Here is a 21,529-nt window from a genome sequence, read left to right on the forward strand (position 1 = left end):
ACAAATAGAGGAACCCCCGACCCTGATTGGGCCGGGGGTTCCTCTATTCCTGCGGTTGACAGAGCCGCATATGGGGGATAAACATGTTCCAAAGCGTGTTGCCCGGCGCGGAATGGTTTTCCACAGAATCCCGGCAAACGGTTGAAAACCCGGTCAGCTCAGACAGCAGACCATCCGGCATTCGTCGTGGCTGGTTCCATCCCGCAGCAGAAAGGCGCGCTCCAGTACGCCGTAGGCCCGAAATCCGCAGGATTCGTACAGTGCCCGCGCGGCGGCGTTTTCGCAGTCCACCTCCAGCTCCACCTGTTCGTATCCCATGGACGGCGCCTGGGCCAGAAGCTCCCGCGTCAGGAGGCCGCCCAGCCCGCGCCGCCAATGGGAGCGCAGCACGCAGATGCCGAAGCCGGCCCGGTGGCGGTATTTGCTCTTGCCCGGTGCGACGGGGGCCAGGTTCGCGTTGGCGACCGGCTTTCCATCCACAAAGGCGCTCAGCATCAGGGACTGCCTGTCCGCGCAGACGCTTTCCAAAAATGTGCGCTCCTCCTCAACGGTCAGGGCGACTTCGTCCGGGTACATGGAAAGGTATACCGTTTCCGCAGTGGCCTGTTTCATCAGATCGAGAATGGCTTCCGCGTCCTCCGGGCGTGGGCTGCGCAGGACGCAGGGGGTTCCGTCGCGCAGGACGGCGTTTTTGGGGCTGTACTCCATGGGAATCCCTTCTTTCGCTTTTCCCAGTATGATAGCAGGCATCGCGGAACTTGTCAATCGCAGTGATTTTACCTGTTTTTTACCGGTTTCTCCAACAGGCTTAACCAACGAAGGGCGGCGCTTTGATATGATAAAGACAGATCAAAAACAGGAGGAAGTCAAACATGAAAAAAGCAATTGCCGCATTGATGGCCCTGGCGCTCTGCACCGGCGCGTCCGCGACCGCGTTCGCCGCGGAGGAGTTTTCCACAGAGCTGACCTTTACCCTGCGCAACGAGCCCACCTACATCGTCACCATTCCGACCAAAGTCGCCATGGAAAAAGAGGGGACCGAGGTGGAAGTCGTAGCGGAGGACGTGAAAGACCTGAACGAGGGTGAGCGCATTTCCGTCACCATCGCGGGCACAGACTATTACCGCAACCAGATGGTTATGGTGGACCCGGAAACCCGCGGCACCATGCGCTACCAGATTATCACCCCGGACGACCGTGTACTGGAAACCACCGGCGACAAGGACCAGATGAACGGACAGGAGATCGTGTCCTTCACGGAGAGCGGCAGCGCGACCTATACCATTAAGCCGGTCGTCGCGTTCAACGTCAAGCCGGGCAACTATTCCGGCGTCATTACCTATGGTATCGAAGTAGTGGAATAAGCCCCTGATCTTTCCCGGGAAGCCGGACGGTATCAAAATGCGTGTTTCATAGTTAACAGGAACAGCAATTCCCCCCGCCACAGGCGGGGGGAATTGTCGTGGTCAGACAATTATGGAGCGGTCCCCCTTCTTTTTATATATGAAAAAGGCACGGAAAAGAATGATTGAAAACGCTTGACCATCCCCCCGGGGGCTGCGGTATGATAATGGGGAGGTGAGGAATATGCTGATCCATCAGGCAAGCGAAGAAACAGGGCTGACCAGAAAGGCGATTGAATATTATACACAGCAGGGACTGGTTTCCCCGTCCGTACAGGATAACGGATACCGGGACTACACGGAAAAGGAGATAGAGCGGCTCCGCAAAATCCAGGTGCTGCGGAAGCTGGACTTGGGCACGGAGGAAATCCGCGCAATCCTCGCGGATGCGACCGGCGCCGCGCTGCGGGCTGTTTCCATCCGGAAGGAGCTGGCGCACCGGAGGGACGCCGCGAAAAAAGCGATTCTGGAAGCGCTGCGCTGCGGGTCGTCCTATGAGGAGGTCCGCGAATCGCTGCGCGCCCTGGACCAAAGCAAAACCATTACGGAAAAGCTCCTGGAGGCATTCCCGGGGAGCTACGGCAGGTTTGTCTGCCTGCACTTCGCCCGGTTCTTGAATGAGCCGGTCCGGTCCGGGGAGCAGCAGGCCGCTTTTGAAGAGGTACGGTCCTTTTTGGATCATGTACCGCCGTTTGCGCTGCCACCGGAGCTGGAAGCATATCTGGAGGAAGGAACCGCGCAGATCGGCACGGAGCAGACGGCGGAACTGCTGGAGCGCGCCAGACATTCAATGGAAAACCCCGATGCCTTCCTGATGGACAACAGGGAGTTTCTGGAATGGTATCTGGCGTATAAGCAGTCCGACGCGTACCGGGAATCGCCCGCCTGCAAATTGACGGCGTTTCTGCGGGAATTCCAGCGTTCCAGCGGCTACAATACGGTGTTTATCCCCGCGATGCGGCGGCTTAGCGATTCCTACGCATCCTATTACCGGCAAATGGAAACCGCCAATGAAAAGCTGCTTGCCCGCTATCCAGCGCTGCGGGAGGAAGGCGAACCGAAATGCACAAAGAAATTGGTTGATACCTGACAAAAATTTAAACAAAATATGGAAGAAAATGCTTTTTTCTTTGCTAAATAAAATTAAAATCCTTGTATACTGAAACTGAATCAGTTTGTCACTATTGCAAAGGAAAGAGGGAAGTAACATGACAAAGAAACGGGTTGTGCTCTCTGCGGCGGCAGTCCTGATGACGCTCGCGCTGGTGGCGGGCGGCACGCTGGCATGGTTCTCGGATTCGGAGCGGGTCAACGCCGATTTTACAGCCGGCGTACTCGATGTGAACCTGACCACGAACGGAGAGGAAACGCGCACCAATCTCAGCTTTGAAAACCTGCGTCCGATGAAGCTGGCGGATTTTGAAAAGGATATTACCCAGACGGTGGTACCGGAAAACGCCAACAAGGAAGGGTTCGGCAAGGACGAGCCCATCTATTTCCGCCGTGTGGATGTACATAACGACGGAACCCTGCCCATGCAGGTCTGCTTCACCATGCAGGACCGCGGTCCGCAGGACGACGATGTGATCAATATTGTGGAAGATGATGGGCGTATTTCCCAGGACGGAGTCGTCAAATGCAGCGAGGAAAACTATATCCTGATGAATAAGCTGCATGTGTTTGTCTTTGAAAACAAGGGGACGGAGGACGCGCCCAAGTGGGTCCGCCGCACCGATATCAACCTGAATACGGAGACGGAGCCCAGCGAGGGCAAGCATGTATACCAGCCGTTCTCCCTGAGCAACCCGCTGCCCGCGGGTGCGAGCGCACAGTTCGTTGTGGCGGCGTACCTGCCGGAGGACGCGGACAACCGTTACCAGGCCAAGCACTATCATGCCTCCCTCGTGGTCAAGGCGGGCCAGTCGGACAAGGACGCTGTGATGGGCGAGGACCAGCCCCCTGTGGTGTACAGCTTCAATGGCAGGATCCAAAACGCAGCCGGCGAGCCGCTGCAGGGCTACAAAGTGAGCATCCGCAATCTGGATACCGATACGGCATATTCCACGGAGAAGACCGACGAGGAAGGAAATTTCCAGGTTGACCTGCCCGCTGGCAAATACCGTTTCTATGTTTACGGACAGAACGACTATCAACCGGTGAGCGAAACGTTCCGCATCGACGGCGATACAACGTTCGATTTCATCCTTTCACCCAAGTAATTTCAGTAAACCAATGCGCCAAACACCTGTATATGGCAGACCATGCGGCTTTTTGTGGAAACATGTCAAAATGTTTCTGCGAAAAGCCGCTTTTATTTACAAGTTAGAAGGTTGTGGATGCAAGCAAAAAGCGTTATACTATACAAAGTTGTCCATGCAAGCGATGAACAAAAAGGCGGGAGGTTTCTATGGAAACGCAGAATCCGAATTACAGCAAGCACATTTCCCTTCTTTACCGGGTAGGACAGATTTTCTATGATACAGAGCTGGCGCCGTACCACATCGGCTGCGGGCAGCAGTTCTTTTTGCTTTCCATCGCGCAGAATCCGGGCATCAATCTGCTGGCGCTGGCGCGGGAAGGCTTTTACGACAAGGGGACCACAACCCGCGCGGTGCGCAAGCTGGAAGAAGCGGGCTATATCCGCGTGGAAAAGGATGCGGACGACCATCGCCTCCGCAAGCTGTATGTGACGGAGGAAGCGGCTCCTGTCATTGAAAAGACGCAGGAGACGGTCGCCCGCTGGCACAGTCTGCTGGCGCAGGAGCTGAGCGCGGAGGAGCAGGAGCAGGCAGCCTGCCTTTTGGAACAGATGGCGGGACATGCCTATGAATACATCAAGAGTAGTGGAAAGAGGGACTAGCGCATGCAGCAAACACAAACGGAGCCCCGGCGGAATCCGCTGGGTTACCGGCCGGTAGGCAAACTGCTGCGGCAGTTTGCGCTGCCGTCGGTTATTTCCATGCTGGTCAACGCGTTGTATAATATCGTTGACCAGATTTTTATTGGCCAGGGCGTCGGCTATCTGGGGAACGCGGCCACCACGGTCGCGTTCCCGATCGTAACGATCGTGCTTGCGATGGCGACGCTGCTGGGCGCCGGCGGCAGCTCCTATGCCGCGATCAAGCTGGGCGAGAAAAAGGAAGAGGAAGCGGAACAGACGCTGGGCAACATGTTCACGCTGCTGACGGGCGTCGGCCTGCTGATCACCGTACTGGGCCTGGTCTTCCTGGACCCGGTCCTGAAGGTTTTCGGCGCGACGCCCGGCAATATGGATTACGCCAGGGACTACTCCGCCATTATCCTGCTGGGCGTGCCGTTCAACATGATCGGCATCGGCCTGTCGAATCTGGCGCGCACCGACGGCAGCCCGAAGTTCTCCATGTACAGCATGGTTGCGGGCGCGGTGCTGAACACGATTCTGGACCCAATCTATATCTTTGTGTTCGGCTGGGGCGTCAAGGGCGCGGCGATCGCCACCATCACTTCGCAGATCATTTCCGCCGGGATGCTGTTCTGGTATTTCCGCCGCAAAAGCACCATGCGGCTGCATCTGCGCGGCATGCGGCTGCGGGCCGTCATTTGCCTGAAGGCCTGCGCGCTGGGTGTGTCCAGCTGCATCACGCAGCTTGCCGCCACGCTGCTGCAGATCGTCATGAACAATTCGCTGGTATTCTACGGCGACCTGACCTCCGTCACGGGCGACGTCGCGCTGAGTGCGATGGGGATTGTTTTGAAGGTCAGCATGATCCTGCTTTCGGTCTGTATCGGCATCGGCATCGGCGCGCAGCCGATCCTGGGGTTCAACCGGGGCGCGGAACAGCCGGAGCGCATTAAAAAGACGTACCTGCTGTCCGTCGGGATGGCCACGGCGGTCTCTGTGGCCGGCTGGCTGCTCTGCCTGCTGATTCCGGACGTCATCCTGAAGCTGTTCGGTTCAGCGGACGCGAACTTTACGGACTTCGCGGTGAAATGTATGCGCATTTACCTGCTGGGCATCTTCAGCGCGGGCTTCCAGGTGGTGTCCACCAACTATTTCCAGGCGACGGGACAGCCGCTCAAGGCGTCGGTGCTGTCTTTGATGCGCCAGGTGATCCTGCTGGTGCCGCTGATTTTGATCCTGCCGCTGTCCTTTGGGCTGGACGGCATCCTCTACGCCGGGCCGATCGCGGACGTTGCCTCCGCGGTTGTGGTTGCCTGCTTTGCGCTGCATGAGCTGCGCCGGCTGGACCGGTGGATCGGACGGCAGAAGGAATCCCTGCCACAGGCCGCGGGCGCGCAGGTCTGAATAAAAGAACAGAGGAAAGGCCCCCGGTGAGGGGGCCTTTTGTCGTCTTTCTGCGGAAACGGGCTTGTTCCCCTGTGCGCGATATGGTATATTAAAAAGAACAGGAAATCAATATGGAAATAACAGGAACCGGACCTGCCGGAATGACAGCGCAGGCCCGGCTCCTGTTGTCATATAAGGGAGAAAGAGGGGCGTTCATGGAGCAAATAAAGCAGACCGCGCCGAACCCCATGGGGACGGAGCCTGTGGGAAGGCTGCTGCTGCGGTTTGCGCTGCCGTCGGTGGTGTGCATGCTGGTCAACGCGCTGTACAATCTGGTGGACCAGGTGTTCATCGGACAGGGTGTGGGATATTTGGGCAACGCGGCGGCGGCGGTGACCTCGCCGGTGGTCACGGTGATCCTGTCGCTCGCCAACCTGATTGGCGCGGGCGTCGGCGCGTATACGGCGATTAAATTGGGCGAGGGGAAAACAGAGAACGGCCAGCGCGCGCTGGGGAACCTGTTTACCCTGCAGGGGGGCGCGGGCCTGCTGGTCTGTGCGCTGGGGCTGCTGTTTTTGGAGCCGGTGCTGCGGGCGTTCGGCGCCACGCCGGACAACCTGGCCCTGACCGCGCAGTATGCGGCGATTATCCTGCTGGGCGCGCCGTTCCATATGCTCAGCATCGGCCTGTCCAATCTGGTGCGCGTGGACGGCAGTCCGCGCTTCGCCATGGGGAGCATGATGGCGGGCGCGCTGCTGAACATAGCGCTGGACCCGCTGTTCATCTTTACGTTTGGCTGGGGCGTGCGGGGCGCGGCGGCGGCGACGGTTCTGGCGCAGGCGCTCTCCGTGGCGGCGATGACCTGGTACTTTCTGCGCCGGGGGAAGACCCTGCGCCTTTGCCGGGAAAATCTGCGGCTCAACCTCGCGGTCTGCCGGGAGGCCATTCCGCTGGGGATTTCCAGTTGTATTACACAGGTGTCCGCCGTTGTGCTGCAGACGGTGATGAACCATTCGCTGGTGTACTATGGGGATCGCAGCGGCGTGGGCGGAGACATTGCGCTGAGCGCCATGGGCATTGTCCTGAAAACCAGCTCGCTGCTGCTTTCCGTCTGTATCGGCGTGATGATCGGCGCGCAGCCGATCCTGGGCTTTAACCGTGGGGCGGGCCGTCCGGACCGCGTGCGCAAGACATACCTGTACGCTGCCGGGATCGCCACCGCGTTCTGCGCTGCCGGCTGGCTGGCGGTACTGCTGTTCCCACGCGCGGTGCTGGGTCTGTTCGGCATCGGCGATCCACGGTTTATGGCATTCGGTGTGCGGTGTATGCGCGTCTATCTGGCGTGCTTCTTCGGAGCGGGCTTTCAGGTGGTGTCCACCAACTATTTCCAGTCCACAGGCCAGCCCCTGCGTGCTTCGCTGCTGAGCATGCTGCGGCAGGTGATCCTGTTGATCCCGCTGCTGCTGGTCCTGCCGCCGTTTCTGGGTCTGGACGGCGTTCTGATGGCGGGTCCGCTCTCGGACCTTGGCTCTGATCTGGTGGTCGGCGGGTTCATGGTGCTGGAGCTGCGCCGCCTGGGCCGGGATGTTCGGCGCTGGCGGGAGACCAACCCCGCCGCACAGACGCTGGGCTCTTGACTCGGATAGAATCTTTTTACGAATTCCTCCGCCGAATCATGGCGGGGGAATTTTTTGCGTGCGTTTGATTTGGTCAAGTTTGAACAATTTCTGGTTAGAAAAAAGAAAAGAACACGAACACTTACTCATTCTTTTGGAGAAATACAACAAATAATAGAATTTATGTTTGGTAATTATTTCTGGGAAAATAAGTGGAAATATCTGACAAAATAATGCTATAATTAGCATAACAGACTGGGGACAGCCCCTGGTTCTCCGGTCTTGCGCGGCAAAATATCGGAATGGTGTAGTGACAAAAGAATGGAGGAAACAACATGAAGACAAAGAAGAACAGAATTGTCCTTTCGGGCATTTCTGTGCTGCTGGTGCTCAGCCTCCTTGTCGGCGGAACCATGGCGTGGTTCACCGATACGGAGAAGGTCAACGCGAATTTCTCGGCGGGTGTGCTGGACATTGAGGTAAATCCGGACGAGCCGGCCGGGGCTTCGCTGGAGTTTGAAAATCTGCGCCCGCTGACGGTAACACAGTTTGACGATGAACTGGTACAGGCGGACCTTTCCAACGCGAATCAGGAGGGGTTCGATCCGGTACCTGTCTATTTCCAGCCGGTCGAAGTCAGCAATAAAGGCACGCTGCCGGTCTATATCCAGATTTCGGCGGAATCCATATTTGGCAAAGACGGCTTTACCTGCCCGAAGGGCGGCGAAAAAGACATTAAGTTGTCGGAAGACAAACTTACCGTGAACTGGGATGGCAAAACCCGTGTGGCCTGCACCAACGGTCTGGAGGACAAGCTGAAGATCTTCGTCTATGCGAAAGACAGCTCCGGCAAGTGGGTGCGCCAGGAGGGCGTCAACCTGAACAAAGCTTCTTTGGAAACAGGGGAAGAAGCGGCGTTCACACCCGGCAAGCAGCAATTCCTTGGAGCAAATGAGTCTGTTACATACGTCATCGGCGGTTATCTGCCGGAGGACGCGGAGAATGAATACCAGGGCAAGCATTTCCACGGCAATGTTGTGGTCAATGCGTACCAGACGGACGACGGCGCGGGCATCAATCCGCCGGACGAGCCGGATACCGTCCGCAACACGATCAACATCAACTTTAAAGAAAAAGAAGAGATCATCGACAGAGATACCTATACCTTTACAGCCAATGTAACAGACAGCGAATATGTGCTGCGCCCGGAAGACCTGGCGGACATTACCCCGGCAGGCTACAAGATTACGGGGCTGGAAGAAATCCGCACCCGTGCGGCAACCGGTTTACAGATGGTCATTCCGCTGGAAAACGGCAAGGTAGTCAACGATTCCTACAAGACCATCACCGCAATCGTGGAAAAAACCGAAGAGGCGACCTATACCTATACCATCCAGCACATGATCAACAACACAGAGACGGTTCTGGAGGAGACCACCGGAACCGCGCCGGCCGGCGAGCTGGTCTATACCACATCCAACATTGAGAAGGACGGCAAGACCTATGCGCCTGTGCAGGAAGCCTATACCTATATGGTTTCCGACGCGCCCGAAAAGAACGTCTTCCAGGCGTACTATGAGGAAGTCAAAAATCCGGTGGACGTCTCCATCAAAATCGAGTACCGGGTGAAGGGCGAAGCCTCCGCTGTAAAGAGCCATGCCTATCCGGCGACAATGGAAGACGGCCAGACGCTGACGCTGAGCACCGCGACGGATGAAGTGAAGAACAACATCCCGACCAGCAAAAACTATGTGTTTGACGGCGAGCCGCAGGAGCAGACCGTAACCTATCCCGGCAGCTTTACCGGAACCACAATAGCAAATGAACCGCAGGCAACCGTTGTCTTCTATATAAAGGAAGATAAAGCGGTTGAGGGCGTAGAGGTTACAGTTGACCGTTTCATTATTAAGGGGACAGGGACAGATATTGCAAATCCCGGCCCGGTTATTATTACACAGGAATTAGCGGATGAAGTACAGGCAGCGAACGGAAGTAAGGTTTTTGAGCCGTTAAACAGCAGCCGTATTACATTGCCAAGCCTGGATGGAACGGGATATGCATATATTGACCTTGACAAGCAGAAACTGGTTTTGATATGGGAAAATGGAGCAGTCAAAGCGTTAAGTGGTATAGCTGTGCAGGCATCAACGGCATCATATACAAACATTTCCCGTATGGCTGCTCCGGTAAGATCATTGATGACTGCTTCGCTGAATGTTATGAACACAGCTAAAGCAGCTGCGGTAGAAGAGTATTATATTTATTCGCAGGAGGATCTCGCCGCGATTGATAGTCACCTTGCTGCGGATGTCTATTTACTTATAGATGTTCCTCTAACTGGCAACTGGGTGCCTCCCGGGTGGACGACTGGCACAGCGGACAAGCCGTTCACCGGCAATTTTTATGGGGAAAACAACACCATCAGCAATCTGAAAGTATCCGGCGGCAGCGCGGACGCGGGCGCAGGTTTGTTTGCTTACAATAAGGGCACGATTCAGGACCTGAATCTCACCAATGTAAACGTTGTCGCGGGCGCCATCGTGGGTTCCGTCGCGGCGCAGAACGCGGGCACGATCCGCAACTGCCATGTGGACGGTTTTGTAAAAGCCTCCACACATGCAGCGACCACATTGGGCGACGCTTCCTTTGCAGGCGGTATCACCGGTGCAAACTCCGGCGTGGTTGACCGTTGCAGCGCGGACGTCAAAGTGGTTGGACTCTCCGCGGTCGGCGGCTTGGTGGGCTACAACACCAACGGCGGCAGCATTTCCGAATGCTGGACGAAGGGTTCTGTCAATGAGGATTACTATGGCAATCCGAATGTCAATATGATTCAGATTGGCGGCCTTGTAGGTGCAAATACCAGCGGCGCAACCATTAACAACTGCTGGAGCGCGCCGACAAAGATCGTCGGTTATCAGAACGTCGGCGGTTTTGTTGGATACAATAAGGCGACGGTAAAGAATTCCTATGTGACCGATGCGGCAATCAGCTATTACACCACACCGGTTCATGAGTGCGTTGGTTCCATCTATACGCCGACGTCTGTCGTAACCAATACCTATTATGTATCGGAAGATCCGACCTATATGGCTGCAAAGGGTACGGCAATTAAGGATGCGGACCTGAAAGCGGCGACCGCCCTTACCGGGTTTGACGCAAGTGTTTGGGCGTTCCCGGCAGGCGTTTATCCGGTTTTGAAAAACAACCCGTGATTACAAGTTTTAACACAACTACATAACAACCAATCCTAAAACGAAGCCGCCGCGCAGCGCGGGCCTGTAATCCAGCAGGCCGTGTGCTGCGCGGCGGCTTGCGTTTGTCCGGAAAGAAAACGATCGGACGAAATCCCGCCAGAAAGAGGCCAGTTCCGGCCATATAATTGAAAATAGACAATATTGATGGTAGAGTTTTACAAAGAATATCCCATTACAAGACTGCGGGATGGACAGAAATACCGGATTCCCCCGGCAGAGGAACCGGAAACGTTTAAGGAGGAATGGTTGTGAAAACGAAAAAAAGCAGAATTGCCCTGTCGGCGCTTTCCCTTGTGCTGGTGCTCGCCCTGTTGGCGGGAGGGACCATGGCATGGTTCACTGACACGGAGAAGGTCAACGCAAACTTTGCGGCGGGTGTACTGGATATCAATGTAAATCCATCCAAACCGGCTGAGGCCCCGTTGGAGTTTACCAATCTGCGCCCGCTGACGGTTGCGCAGTTTGACGCGGAGCTGGTGCAGGAGGATTTATCCAACAAAAACACGGAAGGCTTTGATCCAACCCCGGTGTATTTCCAGCCGGTGACCATTACCAACGACGGCACGCTGCCAGTTTATATTCAGATTACGGCGGAGTCGCTCTTTGAAAAGCCGGACTTTGCCTGCCCCGCGGGCGGCGAAGAGAATATTACCCTGAAGAACGACAATATGACTGTCAATTGGGACAAAGAAGGAGAGCGGGCGGCTTGCACCAACGGCTTGGCGGACAAGCTCAAAATCTTCGTTTACGCAAAGAACGGCTCTGGCAATTGGGTGCGTCAGGATGGCGTCAACCTGAATGAAGCGACTCTGGAAACCGGGGAAAACGGGGAGAAGCTGGAAAAGGCGGCATTTACGCCCAGCAAGGAAAATTACATTGCGGCGAATGGTTCCGTTACCTATGTGATCGGCGGTTATCTGCCGGAGAATACGGATAATCAGTACCAGGGTAAGCATTATCACGGGAACGTCGTGGTCAATGCGTACCAGACGGACGACGGCGCGGGCATCAATCCTCCGGACGAGCCGGATACCGTCCGCAACACGATCAACGTTGACTTTAAAGAAAAAGAAGAAATCATCGGCAGAGATACCTATACCTTTACGGCCAAAGTGAATGAAGATGAATATGTGCTGCGCCCGGAAGACCTGGCGGGCATCACCCCGGCAGGCTACAAAGTTACGGGGCTGGAAGAAATCCGCACCCGTGCGGCAACCGGTTTGCAGATGGTCATTCCGCTGGAAAACGGCAAGGTAGTCAATGATTCCTACAAGGCCATCACCGCAATCGTGGAGAAGCGTGATACGCCCGTGACAAACCAGATGAAAGTAAAGTTCCGGAATACGGCGGACGGCGGGCTTTTGGCGGAGGAACGGGATGTGACGCTCAGCGGCCTTGGCGTCTTTACCATCACGACCGCCGGAAGCGGGAGCGATACCGTTAAGGTGGTTGCCGTCCCGGAGGGCTATGTATATGACCCGTCGGTGCAGAGCGAAGTGGTAACCGTGACGGAGGACGGCCCGGGAAGCGATTCTGTGATATTTACCGTAAAAGCCGAGCGGGACGATCCGCCGGATCCGAGTGAAGCCTTCACCGTTAAGGCAAAATTTGTCCTCCACGAGGAGAACGATGTGACGGTGGAAACCCGTGATATTCCGCTGACAGGCGCGGACTTTATGGGCGGTACACAGGTGTCGCTGGCGGCTGCGTCAGCGGTGACCAGCGATGCGTTGCCCAAAGTGGCGGTGAATGCGCCGAACGGATGTGTGTTTGACCCCGCCGCACAGAGCAGTATCCTGACCTACGCGGCGGCGGATCAGACGGTCTCTCCTTCGGAAGTGACGTTTACCGTCGACCTCGATAACCCGGCGGACTGCCCGTACCCGCATGTCCTTCGCACACAGTCGGACCTGGACCAGGTGCGGAACCATATGGGGCATACCTTTGTTGTGGCAAACGACCTTTCGCTGAGCGGAAACTGGACGCCCCTGGGCGGAAGCAATACCTACCAGAAACGCGCGGACGCGAATCCATCCGCAGCGTTCACCGGCAATTTCTATGGCGGCGGGCACACGATTTCCAACGTAAAGGTGGTCCGTTCAAACGGCCGGACCTACTATTGGGGCATGGACAGCTTAATGAAAACCTGGTATCCCGGTTTTAATGGAGGCAGCGACGAGCTGTATTACAACCGCGGCCTGTTTGCCCGGAACAATGGAAAAATCAGCGGCGTGAAGCTGGCGAATGCAAGCGTGCAGGCCAGTGCGCTCGCGGGCGCGTTGGCGGGCCAGAACGGCGCGGGCGGCGTCATTGAAAACTGTCAGGTTACCGGCGGCAGCGTTTCGGTCGATTTTATGGCGTGTGTGAACAATTCCCTGGCGACGACAATGCCCTACAGCGGGAACTACACCCAATACGGAGCGCTTGCGGGCGGTCTGACAGGCGCGAACGCGGGCGTCATCACCGGCAGCAGCGCCGCTGTGACAGTAACCACTTCGGCGCCCAGCCAGGTTTGGGTTGGGGTCTTTGGAGAGCTGTTTCCGTCCTCCATCGACAATATCAGAAAGAACACCGGCGAGATTGCCGGATTAAATACCGGTACCATCCGGTAAATACAGCACAAAAAGCCGCCGCAGCATGGATCAGCTGCGGCGGCCTTTTGCCGTGCGTAGAAATCAGGAGCAGAACCGGTGCTTGCCGATCACCGTGATCACCGGGCGGGAGAAAATCCACTTGTTGGTGGACTTTTCGGGATTGTAGTAGTAAACCGCGCCGCCGGACGGATCGCTGCCGTTGATCGCGTCGCGCGCCGCGCGGTAGGCGGAATCCGCCACAGCCGCGTTGACGCCGCCGTCGTACAGGCAGGAGAACGCCCCCGGCTGGTAGATGACGCCGCCCAGCGTGTTCGGGAAGGACGGGTGCTCAATGCGGTTGAGGATCACCGCGCCAACGGCAACCTGCCCGGTGTACGGTTCCCCGCGGCTCTCCGCCGAGATGATCTTGGCCAACAGGTCGATGTCCGCGCTGCTGAACCCGCCCTGCCCGGAGCCGGAGGAAATGCCCATCTTGCGCAGCGTCTGCTCGCCCGCGATGCCGTCGGCAGTCAACCCATTGTACTTTTGGAAGGCGATGACCGCCTTTTTGGTTGCGGAGCCGTAGATGCCGTCGACCTCCCCGCTGTATACGCCGTATTCCTTCAGAAGGGTTTGAATCTGCCGGACCTCCTGTCCGGTGGAGCCGACCTTGGAGAGCGTCTGAACCGAGCTGTTCTGGTTGGCCACCAGCGTGATGATCAGAACGTTCACCAGAACGATCACGAGGATGCGCCAAAGATATTTGAATCCGTTTTTCATGTGTGTGTTGCCTCCCATAGAGCGGCGCTTGCCGCTTGTTCCTATGGTAGGATTATTTCCCCAATGGCTGCTCTTATACGTTTTATGCGCGCCATGGGGGCAGGGAAAGCAAAAACCGTTGAAATCAATGGATCAGAGGCAGAGGTTTTCGCAAGATGGACAAAAGCAAACGGTATGCGCGGTTTGACGGCGCATACCGTTTGCTTCGGTTCCGATAAAAAACAGCTGGGTTTCCCCGGTTTTTGAGCGCTTTCCGCTTGACCGGGCCAAAAAAGATTTTTGTTACGTACTGAGGCTGAAAATCTTGCGGTTTTCTTCTGGTAATAAAGACAGGGATTGTTCCAGCCGGTTGTGGCTTCTCTATACGCTTGGGAAGCGCATCATTACTGGTATTTATAGAATGAGTCAATATGAAAGTGGTCAAATGGTGTGTTACAGAAACTGCTCAAATCATATACCATTTGATTTGACGAATACACACTAAAACATTAGAATTAAAAAAGCGCAGAGTGAATACGTCTTAGACAGAAAAGGTGTGCCGAATGAGGGTTGGAGCCAGACAAGGAGAAAAAGAATGAAGCAAAAATCGCTCACGGGAAATCAGCTGAAAATAATTGCGGTCATTGCCATGACAATCGATCATCTGACAAGTGTGCTTTATCCAAACTATCCGACGGATTGGTGGATTGTCACGCTGCATATCATTGGCCGATTGGCAGCGCCTGTCTTTTGGTTTTTTATTGCGGAGGGCTATCACCATACACATGACAGGAAAAAATATGCCATCAGATTGTTTGCTTTTGCAATCGTCTCCCATTTTGCTTATTGTTTTGCGTTTGGCATCCCGTTTATCCCTTTTCAAACATCAGTCTTCAATCAAACAAGTGTTATATGGTCGTTGGCTTGGGGACTGGCAGCGCTGGCAATCCATGAAAGCAAGCGGTTTAAGCCGTGGCAAAAGGCAGTTCTCATTTTGGGAATAACAGGGATTGCGTTTTGTGCAGACTGGAGCAGTATCGCCGTGTTAGCGATTGTACAAATTGGAGCAAATCATGGAAACTTCAAAAAGCAAATGGCGATGATGTTGTTGTGGGTATCAGTATATGCCGCTGTTTATGCTGTTTTTATAAATCCCGTCTATGGCGTCCTGCAACTGTCTGTTGTGCTTACCGTTCTTCTGCTAAAACTGTATCATGGAGAGCAGGGAACCTGGAAAGGGATGAAATGGTTTTTCTATTTGTATTATCCGCTCCATCTGACGATCTGCGGTTTGCTCCGGCTTGCATTGCACGGTAATGTGGGCGTAATGATTGGCGGGTAATCTGCGTGTACCAGACGGAAAGAAAGATTGCGGCGCCTTGATAAAAACCAAATTCGCCCGCCGGTCCCGCTCAGACAATCAGGCGGTCCGGGACGTTTCTCCGGGCTGTGTTTGCGGGACGGACGATGGATTTAAAAAGACGGAAGCCCGGAAGGTGTTGCCGTCGGGCTGGAATTCCGCAAAGCCGTTGTATTTCTCCGCGATTTCCTCAATAGAGCGAAGCCCAATCCCGACGCCGTCGCGCTTGGACGAGAGGAGCGCGCCGCCGCCCGGTTTGCACGCACCGGAAAAAGAATTGTCCAATGTGACGGCAATGGCCGAACCGGCCGATTGGATGTGCAGACGGATCCATTTTTCGCCTTTCCCCTGGCGGGTACAGGCCTCCACCGCGTTTTCCAGAAGGTTTCCCAGCAATACGACGGCGTCTGTGTTGGAAATAGGCGCGGTATCAGAATATTCCACCGTTGCATCAAAGCGCGCGCCCTGATGCGCCGCCAGTTCGGCGTAACAGCTGATAATCGCGTTGACCACTTCGTTGCGGCAGTAGACCGCCTGTGTTTCCTGCGGCAGCGTTTTCTGATATTGCGAAATATAGGCCCGCAGGCCCTCCCGGTCGTTGCGTTCAATATAGGTTTGGGTGACGGCAAGGTGCTGGCGCAGGTCGTGGCGCGCCCGCCGGACTTCCTCCATATGGATAGAGAGGGAATCGTATTGCTTCTTTTGGGCGGCCATTGTCCGGTCCGCGTAGCGCAGCGCGGCTTCAAGCCGGGTGCGCTGGTCGGAGGCGTCCAGGATTTTAAGCAACACGAACGAGACATAGCAGGAGCCGCCCAGCATCAGGTAGCGAGAAACCAGGAACTGCCAGGTTGCGGGCGCGTATAAGTCCGTGACGGTACAATACAGAATACCGAACAGGGTGGAAAAGAGAGGAATCTTCCACATGGATTTCCAGATCGCCTCGTCGTCGATGGCCAGCGTTTTCCGGATGGTGCGGTTCAGAAAGCGCAGAAAGAGCGGGTACGTGATCAATAGCAGGATCAGGCGGACGCCGTTGTACACCAGATAGGGGTGGAGTGCGCTGAAATCCCAAAAGAAGTGGGATTCAATGAAGTTGGCGTTTCCAAAAACGAAAAACGAATAGGAAATCATCAGCAGCAGGGTGTACATATTTTTGGCGAGGCTGTCCCGAATGAGGAAGAAAGAGAGCAGCGAGGCGAACAGCATGACCCCATACCGCAGCAGCGTGGTGACCGAGTCCGCGATGCCGTTCTGGTTTGCCCAAAAGAAGACATCGCTGTAGGCCGTGGTGATTCCCATCAGGATAAGGATGATCCAGCGCATGGGAATTCGAAGCTTCTCCCGGAAGAGCCAGTACCTGGGAATCTGGAACGGCAGAAAATCCAGAAACGGAAAAAGCAAAATCATCAGGGTATCAATCATTTTTCCATCCTCCTTGCCTGTTCAAACAAAAACCGCGCATAGCGTTTTTCAATCTCCATCCGATCCTTCTTGCGGAAGGCGACCGTCTCGCCGGTGTTCATCCGGAAATTCAATTCATTCAGCCGTTCTACGCGCTTCAGGTTGACCAGGCAGCCCCGGTAGCAGGGGAGAAATGACGTATAGGAGGACAGCTGCTCCGCTAGCCGGGCAAAGGCCATGCGAAACCGCAGAATCTGTCCGTCCGCCATGTGGACCTGCGCATAGTGGCCCTCCACGTCGCAGTAGACGATGTCGCGGAGCAGAATTTTTTCATCCTCGACCGTGACGCATTCCCCGTCCACAAGCTTGCGCAGCCGCGCCAGGTGCAGTGTGCGTTCAAAATCCCCGTAGCGGAACGGCTTAAGCAGGTAGCCGCTGGCTTGCACCAGGTAGCTCTCCACCGCATAGTCCCGGCTGGTCGTAATGAAGATGATCGCAACGTCGGGGTCGGCCATCCGGATCCGGGCGGCGGCCTCCAGGCCTGTCATCCCGTCCATATAGTAATCAATCAGGATCAGATGGAACCGTTCCGGCGCAAAGCGGAGGAAAAAGGTTTCCGCGCTTTCGAACTCCTCGATTTCCAGTGCGGTATCGGCGCAATACTGATGAAAATAAGTATGTAAATGCCCGTGGATTTCTTTCCGGCACTCTGCCAGATCGTCTATGACCGCTATGTTCAACGTGTTATCCTCCTGTGGACAAATCTTTCCGCATACCCGTATAGATATATTTTACTGGAAATATAACAAATGCGCAATCCAGTTTTGGCCAAAAAACTACCAATTTCAGCCAGTTCGTTGCAATGTGCAAATGGAAATTATACTATAAATATGGATTATAGCTAGAAAGTACGGGGATTATTGGTGATAATCCACTGCAGATGGACTCATGCATCCGGTGCAGAGACGAAACAACAGTGCGAGGAGGAATTTTATGAAGAACAAAAGATTACTGCTGTCGGCGATATCCCTTTTGCTGGTGCTCTGCCTGCTGGCGGGCGGAACAATGGCGTGGTTTACGGATACGGAAAAGGTACGGGGCGATTTCTCGGCGGGTGTGCTGGATATTACGCTGACGCCGGGCGGGGACACGACCGCGCCGCTTGCGTTTGAGAATCTGCGCCCCATGACCTATGACGGTTTCAAGGCGGAGATCAACGCCGCCGGGACCGGCAATGAGAACACGGAGGGCTACGATCCCATGCCGCAATATTTCCAGCCGGTGGTGATCAAAAATACTGGCACGCTGCCGGTATACATAGAGGTTTCCGTGCAGGCGCTGAATATGGCGGAGACCGCATGCCCAAAGGGCGGTGAGAAGGAACTGCTGATCACCGCGGATGAAAAAGGCCGCGAGACCGTCCGGCAGGTTTTGAAAGAAGACGGAACGAATGCGCGCGAGGCCTGCACCAATGGCCTGTCCGGTGTGCTCAGGCTGGTTTTGTTTGAAAAAATCGGCGGCGTTTGGACGGTTGTTTCGGACAACCTGAACTCCGGCGCGGAAGGAAAACCCTATGCGCCCGGCGTGATCATTCCGGCCGCGACCGGCGAACAGACCTATGTGGTGGGCGCGTATCTGCCGGAGACGGTGGGCAACGCGTATCAGGCAAAGCATTTCCATGGAAATCTGGTGGTAAAGGCGTTCCAGACGGACGAGGGCGCGGGCGCGCCGGAGCCGGATAAACCGGACGAGAACGTCCAGCGGATTGAGACAGAAGAACAGCTGCGGCAGCTTGCGGCGGACGTCAACGCGGGAATGGCGGAGCAAAAGACCTATCGCCTGACAAACGATATTGTATTGAATGGAGAATGGACGCCCATCGGCACGGGGGAACACCCCTTTACCGGTACATTCGACGGCAACGGGTATTCCATCAGCGGTCTGCAGATTACAAAGCCCGGCTCGTATCAGGGCCTCTTTGGCGATGTTGTCGGCGGAACCATCCGGAACCTTTCCCTGAAGGAAGTCAATATCTCTTTTGGCGGACAATATCAAAATTGGATCGGCGGAGTGGCTGGCGCGCTGGAACGCGAGGGCAGAATCGAAAACTGCCGGGTTGAGGGAAATGTGAAAGCAAACGGCTATGACAATATGCTGGTGGGCGGCATTGTCGGTACGGTCGAGAGCGGGACCGTCAGCGGCTGTACGTTCTCCGGCAATGTGAGAAGCAGCGAGTTCCTGGGTGGGATTGCAGGCCGCCTGATGAAAGGAACGATTGAAAACTGCGGCGCGTTCGGTGACGTATGGGGTAAAACCGCCGGGGGCGTCGTGGGAGCTGTAGCCGCCAATGGAGCGGTTGTAAGCTGTTATGCCGCGAACACCGTTTTGGACGGTGGAAATGCAAAAGCTGCTGGAATTGCCGCAACCGTAACCGGGGGCTCTGTGAGCGGCTGCACCGCGTTGAACCCCTATGTAAAGACGCCGACTGGCGCATACAGCCGGATGGGGCGCATTGCAGGGACGGCGACGAATGCGAAGCTTTCCAATAACTATGCCTGGGAGGGCGTAAAAATCCTCTACAACTATACGGTTTCGGCCGGGATAGCAGAGGGGACGCCGAGCGGCAAGGATGGCGGAGGCCTCTCCGTGCAGTCCGGCAAGCTGATGGACGGTGCGGAAGAATACGCCGGCGCGCAGCCGGAAGCACTGCCGGGGCATATTTCGGGAGGTTGACGTATCTGGAATGAGATGCTCATTTCATGAAAAGGCACCGGGGATTCTTACATAGAAACCATAAATAAAACTGTTTCAGAACAAACAAGGCATACGCAATAAAAAGCGTATGCCTTGTTTGTTCTGCTCTCTAAAAGGAAACAAAGTGGTCGGACTGGTATCGCATCAGCACAACATGCGGAACAGCGGGGATTATTGACAGAATGGTGAACATGCTGCATGGGAAGCCGTCCCGAATGAGCAAAAAGGAAATTACGACATCAAGCAGAGGGAACCCATATTGCAGTGTCCGCACAGTGCTTATAAAAGGTATGTAAATATGCGTTCCTTTCATTCCGGCACTCTGCCAGATCATCTGAAATCGCAATATGCAAATACGTTTCCTCCCTCAGACGAGCCGGCACGGTTCCTCTTATCCTCTATTTTACCGGGAATACAGCGCAACAACCGTCCAGATTTGGCCAGAAAACTTCCAGAATCATCCAATTTATTGCAACTTTAATAAAATAATCGTATTCTGAGTATAGAACCTGGTTTGAAAGTACAGGATTCATTGGTGATTCTTTCCAACGCCCGCTCCAATGGATACTGTACGAAAAAAAGACGAAGAGCAAGGAGGAGCGATCATGAAAAAAAGAAGACTGTTGTTATCTCTGGTATCCGTTTTATTGGTGTTTTGTTTGGCGGCAGGGGGGACCATGGCGTGGTTTTCAGACACAGAGAAGATCGGCGGCAATTTTTCAGCGGGCGTGCTGGACATTACACTCACGCCAGGAGAAATGACAAGTGTCCCGCTGACATTCCAAAATCTGCGCCCCATGGATTACGAGGACTTTAAGGCGGAGATCAACGCCGCGGGCAACGGCAATCGGAACACAGAGGGGTATGTACCTGTACCGCAGTATTTTCAGCCAATCGTTGTTAAAAACGTCGGGACGCTTCCGGTGCTGCTGACGCTTTCCGCGGAAGAGCTGAACATGGCGGAGAACAGATGCCCCGGTGACGGCGAGGAAAAGATCACCCTGGGAGAAGCAGGGAATCCGGGCAAGGTGGATTGGGATAAAACCGGAAAGAACGGCACTTGCACCAACGGGTTGGCAGATGTATTGAAGTTGGTGTTGTTTGAAAAAATCGATGACGTTTGGACCGTCGTTGCGGACAACTTGAATCCGGATACGGAGGGCGAGCCGTACGCACCCGAGATCATCCTTCCGGCGGCGACCGGTACAAAGACGTATGTGGTCGGCGCATACCTGCCGGGAGAAACAACGGGCAATGAAAGCCAGGGGAAACATTACCATGGTAACCTGGTGGCCAATGCGGTACAGACAGATGGAAGCGAGATTGTGCCGGAACCGGAATTCCCGAGGGTCGTCAAATCCATCGACGTCAAGTGGTATTTGGGACCGCAAAAGGGAGAAATCGAAGAGGTTATTTACACGACAAAGATAGATGTGGTGTTTGAGGAAGAGTCACAGCTTATTCTTTTCGATTTAAGAGAGCTCGTTCCCCCGGAGGGCTACCTTTGGGCGGACAGACCGCTGACGATTTATGACAGGGACTACCTTGAGATCATTACGCGAAAAGACACGCAAAAGGAAATTTATATGCGGGCAGAACCAATTAACTAAAGGGATAAAAACCGTAAAGCCTGAAATCTGAGTGCCTGCCCTGAATAGCCGGACGAAAAGATACATTTAAATGATACTGATATTTTGGGAATACCTGTCAGGGATGGGCCGCTCAGAGGGTTCGGACGGAAGAGGCAGAGGGCGTGCTTCAAAGCCGGACGGGGTCAGACGGTGCGGATGGAAGCGCAAAAAGGATCGGAAAGCAAATACCCGGTCCTTTTTGCCGCTTGTTCTTTTTCTATATATGAGGTAAAATAAAACCACAGACATGATATTTTTTCACGGGATTCGGTATATAAAAAGGAAATAGTGGGAATCCTTAAAAAACACCTTGTGGTAAATCTTTCCTGTTTCCACTATATGTGGTGCTTTTTCTCGTGGAATTGGATGGGTTCAAAAAAAACTTGAAAAAAGTCGAACTTTTTCAAAAAAAGGTGTTGACAAAAGGGGTCGGGTTTGGTATTATAGTCAGGCACCCTACGGAACGGCCCAAACGAAAGGGCGGACGGTGAAAGCCGGAAACCCCAGA

General features: G+C 54.8%; 15 protein-coding genes. 11 read left to right on the forward strand and 4 right to left on the reverse strand.

Annotation, left to right across the window (positions count from 1 at the left end; genetic code table 11):
• Positions 1–153: 153 nt before the first annotated feature.
• Positions 154–708 (reverse strand): GNAT family N-acetyltransferase, encoded by a 555-nt coding sequence (locus tag I4V53_RS13035; RefSeq protein WP_195986128.1) that lies wholly within the window; start codon positions 706–708, stop codon positions 154–156.
• A gap of 164 nt (positions 709–872) precedes the next feature.
• Between I4V53_RS13035 and I4V53_RS13040 the strand changes: the two genes are divergently transcribed.
• From I4V53_RS13040 to I4V53_RS13075, 8 genes are all read left to right on the forward strand, one after another.
• A complete protein-coding gene (locus I4V53_RS13040; protein ID WP_195986129.1) occupies positions 873–1,364 on the forward strand; it encodes a hypothetical protein in 492 nt (163 codons plus the stop codon).
• 223 nt (positions 1,365–1,587) lie between these two features.
• Entirely contained in the window at positions 1,588–2,493 is a 906-nt protein-coding gene (locus I4V53_RS13045) for a MerR family transcriptional regulator (protein ID WP_195986130.1), read from the forward strand.
• 118 nt (positions 2,494–2,611) lie between these two features.
• Positions 2,612–3,622 carry a TasA family protein gene (locus I4V53_RS13050; RefSeq protein ID WP_195986131.1) on the forward strand — a complete coding sequence of 337 codons (1,011 nt, stop codon included), beginning with the start codon at positions 2,612–2,614 and terminating at the stop codon, positions 3,620–3,622.
• Positions 3,623–3,810: 188 nt separating this feature from the next.
• On the forward strand, positions 3,811–4,263 hold the full coding sequence (locus I4V53_RS13055) for a MarR family winged helix-turn-helix transcriptional regulator (RefSeq protein WP_195986132.1): 453 nt from the start codon (positions 3,811–3,813) through the stop codon (positions 4,261–4,263).
• 3 nt (positions 4,264–4,266) lie between these two features.
• Positions 4,267–5,688, forward strand: a complete 1,422-nt coding sequence (locus I4V53_RS13060; protein ID WP_195986133.1) for an MATE family efflux transporter — start codon at positions 4,267–4,269, stop codon at positions 5,686–5,688.
• A gap of 197 nt (positions 5,689–5,885) precedes the next feature.
• Positions 5,886–7,307: an MATE family efflux transporter gene (locus I4V53_RS13065; protein WP_195986134.1), complete on the forward strand. Its 1,422-nt coding sequence runs from the start codon at positions 5,886–5,888 to the stop codon at positions 7,305–7,307.
• Between the two features lie 314 nt (positions 7,308–7,621).
• Entirely contained in the window at positions 7,622–10,501 is a 2,880-nt protein-coding gene (locus I4V53_RS13070; RefSeq protein ID WP_195986135.1) for a TasA family protein, read from the forward strand.
• 290 nt (positions 10,502–10,791) lie between these two features.
• Positions 10,792–13,155 (forward strand): TasA family protein, encoded by a 2,364-nt coding sequence (locus I4V53_RS13075; protein ID WP_195986136.1) that lies wholly within the window; start codon positions 10,792–10,794, stop codon positions 13,153–13,155.
• Between the two features lie 63 nt (positions 13,156–13,218).
• Here the strand turns inward: I4V53_RS13075 and sleB are convergent, their stop codons facing one another.
• Entirely contained in the window at positions 13,219–13,896 is a 678-nt protein-coding gene (sleB, locus tag I4V53_RS13080) for a spore cortex-lytic enzyme (protein WP_195986137.1), read from the reverse strand.
• 574 nt (positions 13,897–14,470) lie between these two features.
• Between sleB and I4V53_RS13085 the strand changes: the two genes are divergently transcribed.
• The gene (locus I4V53_RS13085; RefSeq protein ID WP_195986138.1) at positions 14,471–15,217 is read left to right on the forward strand and encodes a TraX family protein; all 747 of its coding nucleotides are present in this window, start codon (positions 14,471–14,473) and stop codon (positions 15,215–15,217) included.
• A gap of 78 nt (positions 15,218–15,295) precedes the next feature.
• Here the strand turns inward: I4V53_RS13085 and I4V53_RS13090 are convergent, their stop codons facing one another.
• Together I4V53_RS13090 and I4V53_RS13095 are read right to left on the reverse strand one after the other, a co-directional pair.
• Entirely contained in the window at positions 15,296–16,657 is a 1,362-nt protein-coding gene (locus I4V53_RS13090; RefSeq protein WP_195986139.1) for a sensor histidine kinase, read from the reverse strand.
• Positions 16,654–17,376: a LytR/AlgR family response regulator transcription factor gene (locus I4V53_RS13095; protein WP_195986140.1), complete on the reverse strand. Its 723-nt coding sequence runs from the start codon at positions 17,374–17,376 to the stop codon at positions 16,654–16,656. Before I4V53_RS13095 ends, I4V53_RS13090 begins: the two co-directional genes overlap by 4 nt.
• A gap of 253 nt (positions 17,377–17,629) precedes the next feature.
• On the opposite strand from I4V53_RS13095, the gene I4V53_RS13100 reads away from it, so the two are divergent.
• On the forward strand, positions 17,630–19,369 hold the full coding sequence (locus I4V53_RS13100) for a TasA family protein (RefSeq protein WP_195986141.1): 1,740 nt from the start codon (positions 17,630–17,632) through the stop codon (positions 19,367–19,369).
• Between the two features lie 626 nt (positions 19,370–19,995).
• Positions 19,996–21,000: a TasA family protein gene (locus I4V53_RS13105; RefSeq protein WP_195986142.1), complete on the forward strand. Its 1,005-nt coding sequence runs from the start codon at positions 19,996–19,998 to the stop codon at positions 20,998–21,000.
• The last annotated feature ends 529 nt before the right edge of the window (positions 21,001–21,529 follow it).

Origin of the sequence: Clostridium sp. D33t1_170424_F3 (assembly GCF_015667585.1) — a bacterium.
Lineage (GTDB): Bacteria > Bacillota > Clostridia > Oscillospirales > Acutalibacteraceae > Anaeromassilibacillus.